The organism is Cellulomonas sp. ES6, from assembly GCF_030053835.1.
GTDB lineage: Bacteria > Actinomycetota > Actinomycetes > Actinomycetales > Cellulomonadaceae > Cellulomonas.
Map to the genome: position 1 here is coordinate 524572 of NZ_CP125655.1, position 18150 is coordinate 542721.

An 18150-nucleotide genomic window follows, 5' to 3' on the forward strand; every position below is an offset into this window, starting at 1 on the left:
TCGACCTCGACGTCCGTGCTCGCGTCCCGGGCGTGCTCAACACTTGGCGCCTGCGGTCTCGATGGCGAAGGCGAGTTCATCGAGCATCAACGGACCTTCTGCGATGCGCTCCACGGCCGCCAGGCCCAGGCTCCGAGCACCCGTCCCCGCAACCGCCGCGCGGGTGGCTACGTAGAAGCGCCATTGTGATGTGTCGAGCACGTCGAAGGACTCATGGCTCGTCGCCGTGTGGACCGCGAAGCAGTACACGTCCGCGTTGTAGTCCCGATCGCCCGCGTACGCGTTCACTGAGCCGTCGAGCGTTCTCGCGCTGAGCCCGGAGAAGCTGATCCGCGACAGACGGGGCTGGGACCAACCCTGCAGGTAAGCGGCTGCCTTCACTTCGACCCGCACGCCGGACGGAGTGACGACGTCGTACGCATCCCACTCCACGCGACGGACTGAGCCCGATCCGACCGCCCGCGTGACGATGAACTCGGCGAGCACTCCCCGGAGCGTGTTGCTCCGCAGGTCCGACATCGCCCAGGACCAGAACTCGCGAACCGTCGCGTCGCCTAGACCGACGACCTGCTCGTCGCCGCTGAGCACTGGGGCCGGCGGTGGGACGAATGGGTGCGTCATGCGCACATCATGGCGGAATCGACGACGGGCCCGCCGCACGACGAAGGCCCCGATCTGGCGGGATCGGGGCCTTCGTCGTCGCTGTCTCAACGAGTGTCCGGAGGGGGACTTGAACCCCCACGCCCTATACGGGCACTAGCACCTCAAGCTAGCGCGTCTGCCATTCCGCCACCCGGACAGGGTGTCTCCCGAGGGTCGGACCGGTGCGCACGTCGGCGCCCCGACGACCCGTCAGGTGCGGCAGAAAACATAGCACGGAGTGGCGGCCGGGCACGCATCCGCAGGTGGGGGCACACTGGCGGTGGCGCCCCGGAGCCGGGCCGGACGGCGGACGCGGGGCCACGACGGCCGGAAGGGGCGCGCGCACGATGGCGGAGCAGAGCAACGCCCGGACCGGCACCTCCACGGGCGCGGGCGCCCGGCGGGTGGCCGGGCAGCGGCGGGTGAGCGCCGGGCAGCAGCCCGGGGACGGCGTGCCGCGGTGGTTGCGGACGTCCGCCGGGGTGACGTGGCGGCTGCTCGTCCTCCTCGCCGGCATCGGGGTCGTGTTCTACGCCACCGCGCAGGTGCAGCTGCTGTTCGTCGCGGTGTTCATCGCGTTCGTCCTCACCGCCGTGCTTCGGCCGCTCGTCGACTTCTACGGCCGCGTCATGCCCCGGCCGCTGGCGACCGCGCTCGGGCTGCTGTCGGGGTTCCTCGTGCTCGCCGGCATGGTGTTCTACGTCGGCTACTCCGTGGCGAACCAGTGGCAGGACCTGTCCCAGCAGTTCGGCGACGGCATCGACCAGATCGTCGACTTCTTGGAGAACGGGCCGCTGCCGGTCTCGATCACCAACGAGCAGATCGCGGAGTGGATCGACACCGGCCGCGAGTGGATCCAGCAGCACGCCGGCGATCTCGCCAGCCAGGCGGCGGCGTCCGCCGGGTCGGTGGTCGAGGTGTTCACCGCGATGGCGCTGGCCGTGTTCTGCGCGATCTTCTTCCTGGCGCGCGGTCAGGACATGTGGACGTGGTTCGTCAACCAACTGCCCGCGACGGTGCGGGAGTCCTGGAAGACCGCGGGCGGCGCCGGCTGGTACACGTTCTCCGGCTACACCCGCGGGACCGTGATCATCGCGGTCACCGACGGCGTGCTGGCCTTCGTGCTGCTGTCGATCATCGGGGTGCCGCTCGCCGCGCCGCTCGCCGTGCTGGTGCTCATCGGCGCGTTCATCCCGCTCGTCGGGGCGCCCGCGGCGATGGTCGTCGCGATGATCGTCGCGCTCGCCGCGAACGGCGCCCTGCAGGCGGCGGTCGTCGGCATCGGCATCGCGCTGATCGGGCAGTTCGAGGGGCACGTCCTGCAGCCGCTCGTCATGGGCAAGCAGGTCTCGCTGCACCCGGTGGTCGTGGCGCTGGCGGTCACCGGCGGGACGCTCACCGCGGGGATCCTCGGCGCGGTGATCGCCGTGCCGCTGGTGTCGGTGGTGTGGGCGATCTACTCGCGGTTCCACCAGCTCGACCCGCCGATGGACGCGGAGGACGCCACCGAGGACGTGCAGCCGGTCGACGGCGACGGCCAGGACGGGACGGCGCCGGCCTGACGCGAGCGCCGGTCGCCGCGCGTCGCGGGCTGGTCGGCCCCTCCTGCGGCGGGTCGTCCTACACGTCCGGCGACGACGCGCGCGGCGGCTCCCCGAGGGACTCGAGCGCCCGGTCGAGGGCGGCGACCCCGTCGCGGTCGACGGGGCGCAGCGGCGCCGGCAGCTCGCCGGTGTCGACTCCCCGCAGGGTCGCCACGGCGTGCACGGCGCGTGCGCCGCCGAGGCCGAGCACCAGCTCCGCCACCGGTGCGAGCCGGGACATCAGCGCCCGGGCCTCGTCCTCCCGGCCGTCCGCCGCGGCGCCGGCGACCGCGACGTACCACTCGGGCAGCGCCGCCGCGAGGCCCGAGTGCCAGGTGCGGGCACCGGCCAGCAGCCCCTCGTATCCGAGCAGGTCGCCGCTGCACCCGAGCTCGACGTGCGGCGGCACGGCCGAGCTGAGCGCGCGCACGCGGTCGCGCAGCTCGACGGCGTCGCTCCCCCGGTCCTTGACCCCGCCGACGCCCGGGGTCTGCGCGGCGCGGGCCAGCAGCTCGACGGAGTACCGGAAGCTCGTGCTCACGGGGTTGTGGTAGAGCCACACGGGCACCCGCGCGGCGCCCGCGACGTCCTCGACGAGCCCCAGCACCTCGTCCTCGGTCAGCGGCAGGTACGCCAGCGTGGGCAGCAGCACGGCGTCGACCCCGGCGCGCTCGGCGACGATCGTGTGCATGACGACCTCGTCGGTGGTGAACGCCCCGACGCCCGCGACGACCGGCACCCGGCCGTCCGCCGCGGCGACTCCCGCCTCGACGACCATCCGCCGCTCGCCGGCGGTGAGGTACGGCCAGCCGCCGGTGCTGCCGAGCACCGCGACGCCCGAGACGCCGGCGCGGACCGCGCGGTCGACGAGGTCCTCCAGCGGGTCGGTGCGCACCTCGCCCTCGGGTCCGCGCGGGGTCGGCAGGTACGCGACGAGCGGGCCGAGGAGGGGCATCGCCGCAGTGTAGGCAGGTCGGCACGCCGACCCCGGTGGCCACCGGGGTCGCGAGGTCACTGGAAGTCCCGGGAGGTCGTGGCGACCTGCAGGGACAGCGGCGACAGGTGCTCGGCGACGAGGTTCGTGGCGCCGTCGGCGCGCTCCAGCCTCCCCCGGACCACCAGCGCGCGCGAGGTGCGGGCGACCTTGCGGAACCGCTGCCACAGCCCGGTGCTGCAGACGACGTTCAGCAGCCCGGTCTCGTCCTCCAGGGACAGGAACGTGACCCCGCCCGCCGTCCCGGGGCGCTGCCGGTGGGTGACGACGCCGGCGACGGCGACCCGACGGCCCGGGTCGTGGTGGTAGGTCTGCTCGACGCGCAGCACGCCCGCCGCGTCGAGGCCGTCGCGGACGTACTGCGTCGGGTAGGAGTCCACGGTGACGCCGGTGGCCCACACGTCCGCGACGGCGAGCTCGACGGGGCTCATGCCCGGCAGGGTCGGCGCCCGCACGCCGACCGAGACGCCCGGCAGGGTGTCGGGTCCCTCCTGCGCGAGGGCGCCCGCCGCCCACAGGGCCTCCCGCCGGGTGACGCCCAGCGGCTCGAGCGCGCCGCCGGTCGCGAGGGCCTCGAGCTGCGCGGTGCTGAGCTCGACCCGGCGCACGAGGTCCCGCAGGTCGGCGAACGGACCGTGGGCGTCCCGCTCGGCCACGATCCGCTCGGCGACCTTCTCCCCCACGGACCGGATCGAGGCGAGCCCGACCCGCACCGCGAGCGACCGGACGGCCTCCCCCGCCGCCGCGCCCGGCGCACGCGGCACGGGCGCGGTCCCGGACTGCCGGGGGGTCAGGAGGGGCTCGCCGCCGGGAGGCTCGGGCCGGACCCGCTCGACGACGGCCTGCACCCCGGAGCGCTGGACGTCCGGGCGCAGCACCTCGATGCCGTGCCGGCGGGCGTCGGCCACGAGCGTCTGCGGGGAGTAGAAGCCCATGGGCTGCGCGGCGAGCAGCCCGGCGTAGAACGCGGCCGGGTGGTGCACCTTGAGCCACGCGCTGGCGTAGACGAGGAACGCGAAGGAGTACGCGTGCGACTCGGGGAACCCGAAGTCGGCGAACGCCTTGAGCTTCTCGTAGACCTCCTCGCGGACGTCCTCGGGCAGGCCGTTGCGCTCCATGCCGGACATCAGCCGGGCGCGCAGGGCCTCCATCTTCTCGATGCTGCGCTTGGAGCCCATCGCGCGCCGGAGCTGGTCGGCCTCCGCGGGCGTGAAGTCGGCGACGTCGATCGCCATCTGCATGAGCTGCTCCTGGAACAGCGGGACGCCGAGGGTGCGCTCCAGCGACTTCACGAGCTTCGGGTGCGCGTACGTGATGGGCTGGCGCCCCTGGTAGCGCTCGATGTAGGGGTGCACGGAGCCGCCCTGGATCGGCCCGGGGCGGATGAGCGCGACCTCCACGACGATCCCGTAGAAGCTCCGCGGCTGCAGACGCGGCAGCGTCCCCATCTGGGCACGGGACTCGACCTGGAACACCCCGACCGTGTCCGCCGCGCACAGCAGGTCGTAGACCAGCGGGTCCTCGTCCGGCAGGGCGTGCAGGTCGAGGGCCGGGCCGCCCTGCTTGCGCACCTCGTCGAACGCGAGCCGCAGCGCGGTGAGCATCCCCAGCCCCAGCAGGTCGAACTTCACCAGCCCGGCGTCCGCGCAGTCGTCCTTGTCCCACTGCAGGACCGTGCGCCCCTCCATCCGCGCCCACTCGACGGGGCACACCTCGATGACCGGGCGGTCGCACATCACCATGCCGCCGGAGTGGATGCCGAGGTGGCGCGGCAGGCGCAGGAACCGGTCGGCCAGGTCGACGACCTGGTCGGGGATCTCGTCCAGGTCCGCGGCGGGCGGCGGCCGGTGCGCGGGGACGACGTCGTGGCCGTCGGCGGTGGGCTGCCCCGGGCGGCCGTCGGTGTCGTCGTGCCCCGCCGGACGCCGGGGCGCGGGCGGGGTGCCGGGCTCGTGGTTCCAGCCCCACACCACGCCGTCGGGGTCGCGCTGCTGCGCGGCGTAGCCGGCGTCCTGCGCGGCGGCCGCCGACGTCCGGGGAGGGGCGCCGGCGGGCACGGTGCCGGGCGTCGCGCCGGCGGGCACCGTGCCCGCCGGCACGGCGTCGGCGGGCACGGCGTCGGCGGGTACCCGGTTCTCGCCGGACCACCACGGGTGCACCGGCTGGGGCCCTCGCAGCGTGCCCCAGCGCTCGATCGACTTGCTCCACGCGTCCTGCTGCCCGACGTCGTAGCCGAGCGCCCGGGCGGCGTCCCGGACCGCGGATCGGGCGCGGTACGAGATGACGTTCGCGACCTGGGCGGCGTGCGTGCGGCCGTGCTTCGCGTAGACGTACTGGATGACCTCCTCGCGGCGGCCCGACTCGATGTCCACGTCGATGTCGGGCGGCCCGTCGCGCTCGGGGGCGAGGAACCGCTCGAACAGCAGACCGTGCTGCACGGCGTCGACGGCGGTGACCTTCAGCGCGAAGCAGACGGCGGAGTTCGCGGCGGACCCACGGCCCTGGGCGAGGATGCCGTTGCGGTGGCAGAAGTCGACCAGGTCGTAGACCACCAGGAAGTAGCCGGGGAAGCCGAGGTCCTCGATGACGCGCAGCTCGTGCTCGAGCTGCGCGTAGGCGCCGGGGACCCGCTCGGCCTCGGGCGGGCCGTACCGCTCCAGGGCGCCGCGGCGGACGAGCTCGCGCAGCCAGGTCGCCTCGGTGTGGCCGGGCGGCACGGGGTACGGCGGGAGCTGCGGGGCGACGAGGTGCAGGTCGAACGCGCACTCGTCGCCCAGGGCGGCGGCGGTCGCGACGGCCTGCGGGTGCCGCCGGTGCCGGTGCAGCATCTCCGCGGCGGACGCGAGGTGCGCGGTGGGCGCGCCGGGCAGCCAGCCGTCGAGGTCCTCCATCGACGAGCGGGCCCGCACGGCCGCGAGCGCCATCGCCAGGTCGGCGTCCCGCGGGGTGGCGTAGTGCACGTTGCCGGTGGCGACCAGCGGCAGCCCGGCGTCCCGGGCGAGCGCGGCGAGGGCGTCGGCCGTCTCGGAGTCGAACGGCCCGCCGGACTGCGTGACCTCGACCGCGACGTTGTCCCGGCCGAAGAGGGCGGCGAGCCGGTCGAGCTCGGCGCGCGCCCGCTCGGGGCCACGGGGCGCGACGCCGGGGGTCCGGCCGCCGTCGGTGAGGGCGTGCCGCACGGGTCCCTTGCGGCACCCGGTGAGCACGAGCCAGCGTCCGTCCGCCTGCTCGGCGAGGGACTCCAGCCGGTACTCCGCGGCGCCCTTGGTGCCGGTGGCGAGGTGGCCCTCGGCGATGGCGCGGGACAGCGCCCGGTAGCCGTCGGGGCCCCGCGCCAGGACCGGGAGGTGCAGGGCGCGGGGGTCGGGCACGCCCGTGGGCGGGTCGAGCACGTCCGGGCCGGTGAGCCCGGGGACGGGCAGGTGCAGCTCGGCACCGAAGACGGTGGGCAGCCCGACGCGCCGGGCGGCCTCGGAGAACCGCACGACGCCGTACAGCCCGTCGTGGTCGGTGAGCGCGAGCGCGCTGAGCCCGAGCCGGTGCGCCTCGGCGGCGAGCTCCTCCGGCTGGCTCGCGCCGTCGAGGAAGCTGAACGCCGAGTGCGCGTGCAGCTCCGCGTAGCGGGGGGCGTCAGTCATAGACGGCCTCGCAGGTCCAGCCGTCGGGGCGCCAGGCGAGCAGCAGGGCGCGCCCGTCGGCGAGGGTGGCCTGCACGTGCACGCGCAGCTCCGCCCGGTCGGGTGCCCACCACCGTTCGGCCAGCGGCCACGGGCCCGCCCAGCCGGCGACCTCGTGCTCCGCGGCGGGGCGGCGGTCGGTGCCGGGGGTCCGCACCCGGGCGGGCGGCGCGGTCATCACGAGGCGCCCGTCGAACCACACCGGCCGCCCCCGGGCGTCGAGCACCTCCACGGGCGCGGGTCGGACGGGCACGGTGGCGGGTGCCGGCTCCGGGAGGCGGCCCGGCCACGGCCGGTCGGCGGGCCGGGGTGCGGCAGCCTGCGCCCCCCAGGGCTGCAGGTGCACGCGGTCGCGGATGTCCCGGCCGCCCTGCAGGGCGGCGGTGAGCACGCCGTCCCCGCCGAGCAGGCCCTGCACGCGGTCGAGCGCGCGGTGCGCCCGCAGGTCACCACCGGACGGGCCGCCCCACAGCCGGCCCTGCTCGGCGCCGGCGGCGGCGACGTCCTCGGCGGTGATGGCGAGGGCGACGAGCCCGACGGGCTCGGCCCCCTCGTCGTGCTCCGGCTCCGCCCGGCCGCCCCGCTCGACCGCCGCCGCGGTGAGCCAGCCCTCGAGCTGCCAGCGCACCCGGTCGGTGATCCGCGCCGCGGACAGCCCGCCGAGCCCCCCGAGGTCCGTCCGCCAGGTGCGGGTGAGCTCCTCGCCGGAGTCCGTCCGGGCGGCGATGCGCAGCCGCCCGCAGGTCAGCGACTGCTCCGTGAGCAGGGTGTGCAGCTCCTCCGCCAGGCGCCGGCCGGCGAACGTCGCGACGTCCACCCGGTGCGCGGGCGGGTCGAGGGCGGTGGCGACCTCGAGGTCGGTCTCGGGGCGGCGGCGGGCGGGCGGGCGCAGGTCGTCCCCGCGCGCCAGGGTCCAGGCCCACGTGCCCCAGCCGCCGAACCGCGCGTGCACGTCCCCCGCCGCGAGCGCCGCGAGGTCCCCGAGGGTCCGCAGCCCGAGCCGGCGCAGCAGGTCGACGAGGTCGGTCACGGCCCGGAGGGCGTCGTCCTGCACCGCGGCCGTGCCGACCTCCCCGACCTGGCGCGGCGCCAGGAACTCCCGGGAGCGGCCCGGGGGGACGACGTCGTCGGTGCGGGCCGCGAGGATCGCCGCCAGCAGACCGTCGGCGGTGCCGACCTGGCACTCGTGGCCGGTGCGTTCGGCGACGGCGGACACCAGGCGCTCGGCGAGCGCCTCCTCCGTCCCGTGGAACCGGGCCGCACCGTCGGCGGGGAGCAGCAGCAGGCCGGGGCGGGCGACCTCGACGCCGGCGACGACCGACTCGGTGGCGGCGGCGACCGGCTCGAACAGCCGGGCGTCGCGGTCGTCGTCGGCGGGCAGCAGGACGACCTCCGGGCAGACGCCCTGCGCCTGCCGACGCCGCATCCCCCGGCGCACGCCCTGCGCCCGGGCGAGCGCGGACACGGCGGTCAGCCGCGCGCCGGACTGCACGGCGGCGGGCAGGTGCGGCGGCACGTCGGCGGCCCGCACCGCGGCGACGACCGGCCAGTCCGGCACCCAGACGACGGTGGTGCGGGTGCTCATCCGACCAGCCTCAGGCCGGGGCGGTCCGCCTCACCGGGCGCGGACGCGGCGGGGACCGCGGGTGGGGCGTACGGGTCGGCACCGGCCTCGAGCGGCAGGACCACGCGCAGGTCCTGGGCGCGGCCGGCGCCACCGCGGCCCGTGCGGGTGATTCGGAGCTCGTGCGCCCGCAGCCGGCCGTCGCCGTCGCCCACCCCGGTCCACCGGCCGCCCTCGACGGTCAGCACGCAGCCCGCCCCGGGCCACGGCGAGGTGGCCAGCAGCACGGACCCGCGGTCGCGGGCGCGCGCCATGAGCCGGCGGCGGTCGGCGTCGGCGAGGGTCGCCCCCGGGCCGACCACGACGACGTCGATCCCGTCGAGCAGGGCGGCGACGACGGTCGGGGAGTCCACCCCGGGGCGCGGCACGACCGCGAGCCGCGCCAGGGCGACACCGGACTGGGCGGCGGCCAGCAGGCCGAGGCTGGGCTGCCCGACCACCGCCGCCCACGCCTCGCGCGCCGTGCAGGCCGCCGCGATCATCGCGAGCACCAGCGAGGTGGAGCCGAGGACCGCGGTGGTGCTGCCGCGGCGCAGGCCGTCGGGCAGCAGCGGGGTCAGCGCGGGCGGCACGGCGAGCGGCGGCCGGTCGGTCAGCAGCACCGGGCCGCGTGCGGCGGGCCGCGACGGCGACGGGACGCGGCCGGGCAGGTCGGGGACGGCCACGGGCCCGGCCGACGGCGCCGAGCCCGGGAGCCCCTCCGTGTCGGGGCGGACCGCGACCGCGAGCGCCGCGGTGCCGTGGACGGAGTGGCGGTCGGCACCCCCCGCCTCGCGTCCCGGAGAGTCGGTGCCCCCGTCCGCCCCGTGGTCGTCCCTGTGCCCGGTCCCGTGGTCATCCCTGTGGTCGGCCCCGCGTGCCAGACTGCGTGCCCCGGTCCGCAGCTCGGCGTGCGCGAGGGCCGCCCGGGCGCGGGCGATCCGCTCCTGCTGGGTCACCGCGTCCGCCGCGCTCACCGCTCCACCTCCGTCCCGCCCTCCGCGCGGCGGGACGGCCGACACCGTCCCCACCGCCCCCGTCGTTCGAACACGTGTTCGATTGTGCCAGTAGACGCCGACACGACGGCACCCGTCAATCCGGCGCCGGGCCGCCTGGGGACCACGCCCGGCGCGCCGTCGCGGACACGCCGGAGCCCCTGCGCGGACCGGCGCGCGGGGGCAGGATGAGACGCAGGCACACCCGTCGCGGCACCGTCCGCGACCGCCCCGGAGGAGGACCATGGCCGTCTCGCTGACCCGTCCCGTCGCCCCCGAGCCGTACGCCCTGCTGCCGTCCGTCGCCGCCTTCGACGTGGCGAGCGCGGACGTCGTGCACGGCGAGCCGCTCGCCCCCGAGCTCACCGCCGACGGCGGGGGGCTCTCCCCCGCGCTGGAGTGGTCGGGGTTCCCCGAGGGGACGCGCTCGTTCGTCGTGAGCTGCTTCGACCCGGACGCGCCGACCCCCGCCGGGTACTGGCACTGGACGGTCGTGGACGTCCCCGTGAGCACGACCTCGCTCCCCCGCGGCGCGGGATCGCCGGACGGTGCGCTGCTGCCCGAGGGGGCGTTCCACGTCCGCGCGGACGGGGGCACGCCCGGCTACGAAGGGGCCGCGCCGCCGCCCGGGGACCGGCCGCACCGGTACGTGTTCGCGGTGCACGCGCTCGACGTCGAGCACCTCGAGGTCCCGCGGGACGCGACGCCCACGGCGGTGGCGTTCACCGCCCTGTTCCACACGCTCGGGCGGGCGACGATCAGCCCGACGTCCTCCCGCTGACCTCCCCGAGCTCCAGCACCATGCCGGTGGCCCCGGGGGCGACGTCACGGAAGCCCAGCGACTCGTAGAGCCGCCGGCCCGGCGGGTCCGCCACGAGCGTGACGTACGCACCCTCGGGCGCCCGCGCGCGCAGGTCGTCGAGCAGGCGCGTCAGCACGCGGCGGCCCAGACCGCGCCGCTGGTGCCCGGGGTCGACCGCCATGTCCGCGACCAGGAAGTACCAGCCGCCGTCGCCGACCACCCGCCCCATCGCGACGACCCGGCCCTCCGCCGTCCGCACGTGGCACCACGACCAGCTCCCCGCCAGGGCCCCGTCGGCCTGGTCGGGCCGCTTGGGCGTCAGACCCGCGTCGCGGCGCAGCCGCAGGTAGTCGTCCCGGGGCGGCGCGGCGGGCACCAGCACGTACGGGTCGGCGGCGAACGGGTCGGACGGCGGCGGCGGGAGCACGCCCCCATCCTGACCGAGAGGCGGACGACCCGGTGGCACCCACGGCCGTGCTGGCTACGCTGCGGCCATGCCGCTGACGCTCGGGAACCTGACCTGGCTGCGCGCCGTCGACCACCTGCACCTGCTCGCGGAGCCCACCGCCGCAGCCGTGACCGGCTGGGCCGCCGTGGAGCCCGCGGTGGCGGACCAGGTGCTCGTGACGGAGATCGACCCGGGGCTCGCGGACACCGCCGCGATGACCGAGGCGTACGACCTGCCGCTGGCGGTGTCGGCGAACTGCGTCCTGGTGGCGGGGCGGCGCGGCGGCGAGGAGCGGGTCGCCGCGGCCGTCGTGCGGGCGACGGGCCGCGCGGACGTGAACAACGCCGTCAAGCGGCTGCTCGACGTCCGCAAGGCCTCGTTCCTGCCGGTGGACCGCGCCGTCGAGGAGTCCGGCATGGAGTACGGCGGGATCACGCCGCTCGGCCTCCCGACGGGCTACCGCGTGCTGGTGGACGCCGCCGTCGCGACGGAGGTCGAGGGCGCCGGCGGCACGGTGATCATCGGCTCGGGGCTGCGGCGGTCCAAGATCGCCCTGCCGGGCGCCCTGCTGGCGCAGGCCCCGGGCGCGGAGCTCGTCGACGGCCTCGCCCTGGCCTGACCGGAACCGGCCCACCACCAGCCCGGAACCGGCGCCGCACCGGCCCACCACCGGCGCGGCGCCGACGTCGACCCGCCCCCGGAACCGCCCTCGCGCGCGGCGTGCGCGCAGCAGACTGGAGCCGACCCCGCACACCCACCGGCCCCGGGAGGCTCCCGTGCCCGTCCTCGTCGTCGGCGCCGGCTCCGTCGGCTCCGCCCTGGCCACCCTGCTCGCGGGGCGCGGCGAGACCGTGACCCTGGTGAGCCGCTCGGGCCGGGGCCCCTCCGCACCGGGCGTCCGGTGCGTGCCGGCCGACGCGGCCGACGCCGACGCGCTCGCCGTCCACGCCCGCGGCGCCGCGGCGGTCGTGAACTGCGTGAACCCCGGCCCGTACCAGCAGTGGGAGGAGCGGTGGCCCCCGGTCGCCGCCTCCCTGCTCGCGGTCGCGGAGCGCAGCGGCGCGGTGCTGGTGACGCTGAGCAACCTGTACGGGTACGGCCCCGTGGACGGCCCGCTGCACCGCGACCTCCCGCTGGCGGCGACCGGGCACAAGGGCCGGCTGCGTGCGCGCCTGTGGCAGGAGGCGCTCGCCGCGCACGAGGCGGGCCGGGTCCGGGTGACGGAGGTGCGGGCGTCGGACTTCATCGGGCCGACCGTCCCGCGCGCCGGCGGTCTGCTGCGGCGCTACGCCGACGCCGCCCTGCGGGGGCGCACGGTCTGGTCGTTCGGGGACCCGGACGCGCCGCACGCCTTCTCGTACGTGCCCGACGTGGCCCGGACGCTCGCCGTCGTCGCGGGAGACGCACGGGCGTGGGGGCGCGCGTGGCACGTCCCCGGCCCGCCCGAGCGCTCGGTGCGGCAGACGCTCACCGACCTCGTGGCCGCGGCGCAGCCGGCCCCGGGCACGGCGTCGTCGCCCCGCCCCGCCCCGCGCGTGCGGCGGGTGCCGCGCCCGCTGCTGACGGCCGGGGGCGCGGTCGTCCCGGTGCTGCGCGAGCTGGGAGAGGTCCTGTGGCAGACCGAGCGGCCGTTCCTGCTCGACGCGACCGCCACCACCGCCACGTTCGGCCTCCGCCCGACCGCGTGGGAGGAGGTCGTGGCGGCCACGGCACGCGGCTGGGCCGGCGCCGCGACGGCACCCGGCGGGCAGGGCGGCTCGACGGGCGAGGCGGACGACCCGCGGCTACCGTGACGTCGGCACCCGCCCGCGCGGACGCGGGCGCCGCCTCTGGCAGCGGGGCACCCGACCCGACGCGCGCCAGGAGGACCCGACGATGCGAGCACCCGCCCCCCGTGGACCGTTCAGCCGGAGCGTGCTGACCGCGCTCGCGGCGGGTGAGGTCGGCCCGGAGCTCGCCGAGCAGGCCGCGAGCGCCGTCGACGCCTCGCCGGACGTGCTGGTGGACGAGGACGTCCAGCTCGCGCTCACGGTGATGTACGAGCTGCACCACCAGGGCGTCGACGGCGTGGACGACCGGATGGAGTGGGACCCGCACCTGCTGCGCGCCCGGGCGGTCGTCGAGCAGCGGTTCGAGGCGCGGTTGCGTGCGGAGGTCCGCGTGCCGGAGGACCTCGTCGAGCAGCTCGAGGCGGACTCCGCGCGCGAGGGGCTCAGCCCCGCGGTCGCGCGAGCCCTGTTCGACCTGACGGGCCGCGACTCCGGACCGGGCCTGTCGGCGTACGTGGCCCGCAAGGCCACCGACGAGCAGCTGCACGAGCTCCTGGTGCACCGCTCGGTCTACCAGCTGAAGGAGGCCGACCCGCACACGTGGGCGATCCCCCGGCTCATGGGCGCCCCGAAGGCCGCGCTCGTGGAGATCCAGGCCGACGAGTACGGCGGCGGCCGTCCGGAGCGCATGCACGCGGCGCTGTTCGCGCGGACGATGCGCGGACTCGGGCTGGACGACACCTACGGCCACTACGTCGACGACGTGCCCGCGGTGACCCTGGCCTCGGTGAACACGATGTCGCTGTTCGGGCTGCACCGGCGGCTGCGGGGCTGCGTCGTCGGGCACCTGGCGGCGTTCGAGATGACGTCCTCGCAGCCGAACCGGCTGTACGGCAACGGGTTCCGGCGGCACGGCTACGACGCCGACGTGACCTGGTACTTCGACGAGCACGTCGAGGCCGACGCGGTGCACGAGCAGATCGCGGGCCGCGACCTCGCGGGGGCGCTCGTGGAGCAGCAGCCGCACCTGCGGGACGACGTGCTCTTCGGCGCCGCCGCGTGCCTGGAGGTCGACGGCCGGGTCGGCGCGCACCTCGTGGAGCACTGGTCGGCCGGCGAGACCTCGCTGCTGCGGCCGTGGACGGTGGGGAGCGCGGCGTGACCGGGCCGGCCGGGCCGCCGCTGCCGGACGCGGAGTACGTGCTCCCGCTGCGGTGGTCCGACGACGCCGGCCTGGAGGAGCTGGCCGCGTACCTGCGGGGGCTCGCGGGCCGGCTGCCGGTCACGGTCGTCGACGGCTCGGACCCCGCGCGGTTCGCCGCGCACGCGCGGGCGTTCGGCGACGCCGTGCGGCACGTGCGGCCCGACGCGCACCCCGGGCGGAACGGGAAGGTCGCGGGGGTGCTGACGGGGCTGCGCCTGGCGCGGGCTCCGCGGGTGGTGCTGGCCGACGACGACGTGCGCTACGACCGCGCGGCGCTGGCGGTGGTGCTGGCGCGCCTGGCGGACGCCGACGTCGTCCGGCCGCAGAACGTCTTCGACCCGATGCCGTGGCACGCGCGCTGGGACACGGCGCGGACGCTGCTGAACCGGGCGCTCGGCTCCGACTACCCGGGCACGCTGGCCCTGCGTCGCGACGCGCTGGGTCCCGGCGGCTACGACGGGGACGTGCTGTTCGAGAACCTCGAGCTGCTGCGCACGGTGCGCGCCCGCGGCGGGAGCGAGCACCGCGCCGACGACGTGTTCGTGACGCGGCGCCCGCCGACCGTCCGCCACTTCCTGCGCCAGCGGCCGCGTCAGGCCTACGACAGCCTCGCCCAGCCGCTCCGGTTCGCCGCGGAGCTGGCGGTCCTGCCGGTCGTCGTCGTGGCGGCACGCGACGTGCGGGTGCTGACGGCGCTGGCGCTCGTCGTCGTCGCGGTCGCGGAGACCGGCCGGCGGCGCGCCGGCGGTGCCTCCCGGTTCCCGGCGTCGGCCGTGCCCCTGGCCCCGGCGTGGCTGCTGGAGCGCGGGGTGTGCGCCTGGCTGGCGCTCGTGCTGCGCGCCTGCGGCGGCGTGCCGTACGCGGGAGGGCGCCTGGCGCGCGCCGCGACGCCGCTGCGTGACCTGCGTGCCGTGCACCGCCTCGTCCACCCCCGGTCCCCGGAGGTCGCCGCGTGAGCCCCGGCAGCCGGGATGACGCACCCGCCGTCGTCCTCACCGCCTGCCCCGACGGCCCGATCCTCGTGCGGGGGGACGTGGAGCTCCGCGACGCGACCGGGCAGGTCGTCCCCCGCCGGCGGGCCACGGTGGCCCTGTGCCGGTGCGGCGCCTCCGCCATCAAGCCGTTCTGCGACGGGTCGCACAAGGCGATCGGCTTCCGGACCGACGACGAGGTCCCCCGCCCTCCGGAGCCCGCCCCCGCGCGGCCCCGCACGGGGCGCGCGCCGTGACCGCCGCCGGGGCTGCGCGGACGCCGCGTCCGGCCTAGCGTCGGGTCGATGAGCCCGGACCCCACGCACCCCCGTCACGGCCGTCCCCGTCACGGCACCGGCGCCGCCGCGCCCCGCGGCGCGGCCCCGGGTGGCGCCCGGCCGGGGCGTCGCGTCCCCCGCCCGGCCGCCGGCCGCGGCGACGTCGACGCGGTGGTGGTGGGCTCGGGCCCCAACGGGCTCGCGGCCGCGGTGACGCTCGCCCGCGCGGGGCTGTCGGTGACGGTGCTGGAGGCGCAGGACACGGTCGGCGGCGGGTCCCGGACGCTCGACCTCGGCCTGGCGCCGGGCATCGTCCACGACATCTGCTCGGCGGTGCACCCGATGGCGTGGGCGTCGCCGTTCTTCCGCGAGCTGCGCCTGCACGAGCGCCTGGACCTGCTCACCCCGGAGGCGTCGTTCGCGCAGCCCCTCGACGGCGGCCGGGCGGCCGTGGCCTACCGCGACCTGGACCGCACCGCCGACGGGCTGGGCGCGGACGGCGACGCGTGGCGCCGGCTGTTCGGCCCGCTGTCCGAGCGGTGGCAGGACGTCGTGGCGCTGGCGCTCGGGGACCACCGCAGCGTCCCGCCGGGCGCGACGCCCCGCACGGTCGCCACCGCGGCACGGTTCGCGCTGGGGGTGCTGCGCAACGGCTCGCCCGTCGTGCCGTCGGCCCTGCGCACCGAGGAGGGCGCGGCGCTGCTGACGGGCGTGGCCGGGCACGCGATCACGCCGCTGCCGTCGCTGGCGGCGGCGGGCACGGCCGTGCTGCTCACCACCCTCGCGCACGCGGAGCACGGCTGGCCCGTCGTCCGCGGCGGCTCGCAGGCGATCGTCGACGCGCTCCACGCCGACCTGGTGCGCCTCGGCGGCCGCGTGGTGACGGGCCACCCCGTCGCGCGCCGCGCCGACCTGCCGCCGGCGCGCGCGTACCTGTTCGACACGGCCCCGCGCCTCGTCGCCCAGGTGTTCGGCGACGCGATGCCCCCGCGGCTGCAGCGGGCGTACGCCGGGTACCGGTACGGCAACGCCGCCGCGAAGGTGGACCTCGTCGTCGACGGCCCGATCCCCTGGGCGCACCCCGAGGTGCACCGCGCGGGCACGGTCCACCTGGGCGGGACCCGGGACCAGGTGGTGGAGGCGGAGGCCGCCGTCGGGCGCGGCCGGCACGCCGAGCGGCCGCTGACGCTGCTGTCGGACCCCGCCGCGCTGGACCCCGGGCGCGGCGCCGGCGGCCTGCGGCCGGTCTGGGCGTACGCGCACGTCCCGGCGGGCTCCGACGTCGACCCCACCGAGGCGGTGCTCCGCCAGGTCGAGCGGTTCGCACCCGGGTTCCGGGACACGGTCGTCGCCTCGCACGCGCTGCCCGCCGCACGGCTCGCCGAGCACGACGCGAACCTGGTCGGCGGCGACATCTCGGGCGGCGCGGTGTCGCTGTGGAGCATGGCGACCCGCCCGGTCCCCCGGCTCGACCCGTACGCCTCGGGCGCACCCGGCGTGTACCTGTGCTCGGCGTCCGCCCCTCCCGGGCCGGGCGTGCACGGGCTGTCCGGCTGGTACGCGGCGCGTCGGGCGCTGCGGGACCTGCGGGCGCCGCGCGACCCGGCGGACGGGCCCGCGCCCGGCCGCACGCCGCGCCCGGCCGGAGGCTAGGGTCGCGGGGTGACCTCGCCGCGTCCCGTCCTCGTCCTCACGCACGTCGCGCACGAGGGCCCGGGCCTCGTCGCCCGCGCACTGGACGGCCTGCCGATGACCACGCGGACCGTCGTCGACGACCCCTCGCCGCGGCTGCCGGCGGTCGGCGACCTCGCCGGCCTCGTCGTCATGGGCGGGCCCCAGGACGCGGACGACGACCTCGGCCACCCGGGCCTGGCCGCCGAGCGCCGGCTTCTCGCCGAGGCGGTCGACGCCGGCGTCCCGACCCTGGGCGTCTGCCTGGGGATGCAGCTGCTCGCCCTGGCGCTCGGCGCCCGCCTGCACCGGCGGCACGGCACGGAGATCGGCTTCGCGCCCGTGGACGTCGTGGCCCCGGACCCGCTCCTGGCCGCGACGGGGCCGCACCCGACGGTGCTGCACTGGCACGACGACGCCGTGGACCTGCCGGACGGCGCCACGCTGCTCGCGCGCACCGGCACCACGCCGGTGCAGGCGTTCCGGGCGGGCAGCGCCGTCGGCCTGCAGTTCCACCTGGAGGTGGAGCCCACCCTGCTCGACGTCTGGCTCGCGACCCCCGCGATGACGGCGGGCCTCGAGCCGGGCGAGGCGGAGGCGATCCGGATCGGCTCCCGTCAGCACCTGGCGGCGCTGCGGCCGGGCGCCGACCTGGGCCTGGCCGCGTTCGCGGCGGCGGTGCGGGAGCACGCGTGAACCCGGGCGCGGGCGCACCGGCGGCGCTGGACGACCTGCTGCGCCTGTGCGACCGCCGTCCCGTGTGGGCGCCCGACCCGGAGCGCGCGTTCGCGGCGTCGGACCTCCCGGTCCGCAGCTCGGCGGTGCTGGTGCTGTTCGGCGTCCTCGACCACGTCGCCGCGCGCACCGACCACCCGGCGGTCGCCGCCGACCTCGACGTGCTGCTGACCCGCCGCTCCCCGACCCTCGGCCACCACCCGGGCCAGGTGTCGTTCCCCGGTGGCGGCGTCGACCCCGGTGACGACGGCCCCCGGGCGGCGGCCCTGCGGGAGGCGCAGGAGGAGACGGGTCTCGACCCCGCCGGGGTGCGCGTGCTCGGCACGCTGCCGCCCCTGCCGCTGCCGGTGAGCAGCAACCTCGTCACGCCGGTGGTCGCCTGGTGGCAGCAGCCGTCCGCCGTCGCGGCCACGGACCCGGCCGAGACGGTCGACGTCTTCCGCGTGCCGGTCGCGGACCTGGTGGACCCGGAGAACCGCGTCAGCACCGTGCTGCACCGCCACGGCAGCGAGTACCGGGGCCCGGCCTTCCGCGTCGGCGGCGTGGTGGTCTGGGGCTTCACCGCGTTCGTCCTGGACCGGCTGCTGGACGAGGTCGGCTGGGCGCAGCCCTGGGACCCCGCCCGCACGGTGCCCGCGCCCGTCTGACCGGCGCCGCGCAGCCGGCACGGATCACCCTCGCCGCGCCGGGAAAAGGGCTCGTCACGACATCATCGAAACGATACGATCGTCGACGGCGCCGCCGCCCGCCGCGACCGGGACGCCGCCGCTCCCCCTGC

16 protein-coding genes and 1 tRNA gene are annotated in these 18150 nt (G+C 77.4%); 10 read left to right on the top strand and 7 right to left on the bottom strand.

The window, feature by feature from the left end:
- Window positions 1–36: 36 nt before the first annotated feature.
- Window positions 37–621, bottom strand: a complete 585-nt coding sequence (locus P9841_RS02475) for a hypothetical protein (protein WP_283320539.1) — start codon at window positions 619–621, stop codon at window positions 37–39.
- Between the two features lie 94 nt (window positions 622–715).
- Window positions 716–799, bottom strand: a tRNA-Leu gene (locus tag P9841_RS02480).
- A 190-nt stretch (window positions 800–989) separates the two neighbouring features.
- Here P9841_RS02480 and P9841_RS02485 point away from each other — a divergent pair.
- Complete coding sequence (locus P9841_RS02485) at window positions 990–2204, top strand: AI-2E family transporter (protein WP_283320540.1); 1215 nt, start codon at window positions 990–992, stop codon at window positions 2202–2204.
- 58 nt (window positions 2205–2262) lie between these two features.
- Here P9841_RS02485 and P9841_RS02490 read toward each other — a convergent pair whose 3' ends face one another.
- Genes P9841_RS02490 through imuA' form a run of 4 tightly spaced genes read right to left on the bottom strand, consistent with a single transcriptional unit; the run spans window position 2263 to window position 9476 of the window.
- On the bottom strand, window positions 2263–3180 hold the full coding sequence (locus P9841_RS02490; RefSeq protein ID WP_283320541.1) for a dihydrodipicolinate synthase family protein: 918 nt from the start codon (window positions 3178–3180) through the stop codon (window positions 2263–2265).
- A gap of 56 nt (window positions 3181–3236) precedes the next feature.
- The gene (locus P9841_RS02495; RefSeq protein ID WP_283320542.1) at window positions 3237–6857 is read right to left on the bottom strand and encodes an error-prone DNA polymerase; all 3621 of its coding nucleotides are present in this window, start codon (window positions 6855–6857) and stop codon (window positions 3237–3239) included.
- Entirely contained in the window at window positions 6850–8481 is a 1632-nt protein-coding gene (locus P9841_RS02500; RefSeq protein WP_283320543.1) for a DNA polymerase Y family protein, read from the bottom strand. Before P9841_RS02500 ends, P9841_RS02495 begins: the two co-directional genes overlap by 8 nt.
- On the bottom strand, window positions 8478–9476 hold the full coding sequence (imuA', locus tag P9841_RS02505; protein ID WP_283320544.1) for a DnaE2-dependent mutagenesis accessory factor ImuA': 999 nt from the start codon (window positions 9474–9476) through the stop codon (window positions 8478–8480). The genes P9841_RS02500 and imuA' overlap by 4 nt, the downstream gene beginning before the upstream one ends.
- Window positions 9477–9738: 262 nt before the next feature.
- Between imuA' and P9841_RS02510 the strand changes: the two genes are divergently transcribed.
- Window positions 9739–10275, top strand: coding sequence for a YbhB/YbcL family Raf kinase inhibitor-like protein (locus P9841_RS02510; RefSeq protein ID WP_283320545.1), 537 nt, complete (start codon window positions 9739–9741; stop codon window positions 10273–10275).
- Here P9841_RS02510 and P9841_RS02515 read toward each other — a convergent pair.
- Window positions 10253–10723 carry a GNAT family N-acetyltransferase gene (locus P9841_RS02515; RefSeq protein WP_283320546.1) on the bottom strand — a complete coding sequence of 157 codons (471 nt, stop codon included), beginning with the start codon at window positions 10721–10723 and terminating at the stop codon, window positions 10253–10255. The two genes, P9841_RS02510 and P9841_RS02515, sit on opposite strands and share 23 nt — an antisense overlap.
- 67 nt (window positions 10724–10790) lie before the next feature.
- Between P9841_RS02515 and P9841_RS02520 the strand changes: the two genes are divergently transcribed.
- The 8 genes from P9841_RS02520 (at window position 10791) to P9841_RS02555 (ending at window position 18019) form a co-directional block, all read left to right on the top strand.
- The gene (locus tag P9841_RS02520; protein WP_283320547.1) at window positions 10791–11363 is read left to right on the top strand and encodes a YbaK/EbsC family protein; all 573 of its coding nucleotides are present in this window, start codon (window positions 10791–10793) and stop codon (window positions 11361–11363) included.
- Window positions 11364–11520: 157 nt separating this feature from the next.
- Entirely contained in the window at window positions 11521–12537 is a 1017-nt protein-coding gene (locus P9841_RS02525; RefSeq protein ID WP_283320548.1) for an NAD-dependent epimerase/dehydratase family protein, read from the top strand.
- An 82-nt stretch (window positions 12538–12619) separates the two neighbouring features.
- Complete coding sequence (locus tag P9841_RS02530; RefSeq protein ID WP_283320549.1) at window positions 12620–13675, top strand: iron-containing redox enzyme family protein; 1056 nt, start codon at window positions 12620–12622, stop codon at window positions 13673–13675.
- Window positions 13672–14673 (top strand): glycosyltransferase family 2 protein, encoded by a 1002-nt coding sequence (locus P9841_RS02535; protein WP_283320550.1) that lies wholly within the window; start codon window positions 13672–13674, stop codon window positions 14671–14673. Before P9841_RS02530 ends, P9841_RS02535 begins: the two co-directional genes overlap by 4 nt.
- On the top strand, window positions 14670–14945 hold the full coding sequence (locus P9841_RS02540) for a CDGSH iron-sulfur domain-containing protein (RefSeq protein ID WP_283320551.1): 276 nt from the start codon (window positions 14670–14672) through the stop codon (window positions 14943–14945). The genes P9841_RS02535 and P9841_RS02540 overlap by 4 nt, the downstream gene beginning before the upstream one ends.
- 48 nt (window positions 14946–14993) lie before the next feature.
- A complete protein-coding gene (locus P9841_RS02545) occupies window positions 14994–16619 on the top strand; it encodes a phytoene desaturase family protein (protein ID WP_283320552.1) in 1626 nt (541 codons plus the stop codon).
- Between the two features lie 9 nt (window positions 16620–16628).
- The gene (locus tag P9841_RS02550; RefSeq protein WP_283320553.1) at window positions 16629–17333 is read left to right on the top strand and encodes a type 1 glutamine amidotransferase; all 705 of its coding nucleotides are present in this window, start codon (window positions 16629–16631) and stop codon (window positions 17331–17333) included.
- Window positions 17330–18019, top strand: coding sequence for an NUDIX hydrolase (locus tag P9841_RS02555; RefSeq protein ID WP_502848316.1), 690 nt, complete (start codon window positions 17330–17332; stop codon window positions 18017–18019). Before P9841_RS02550 ends, P9841_RS02555 begins: the two co-directional genes overlap by 4 nt.
- Window positions 18020–18150: the final 131 nt, after the last annotated feature.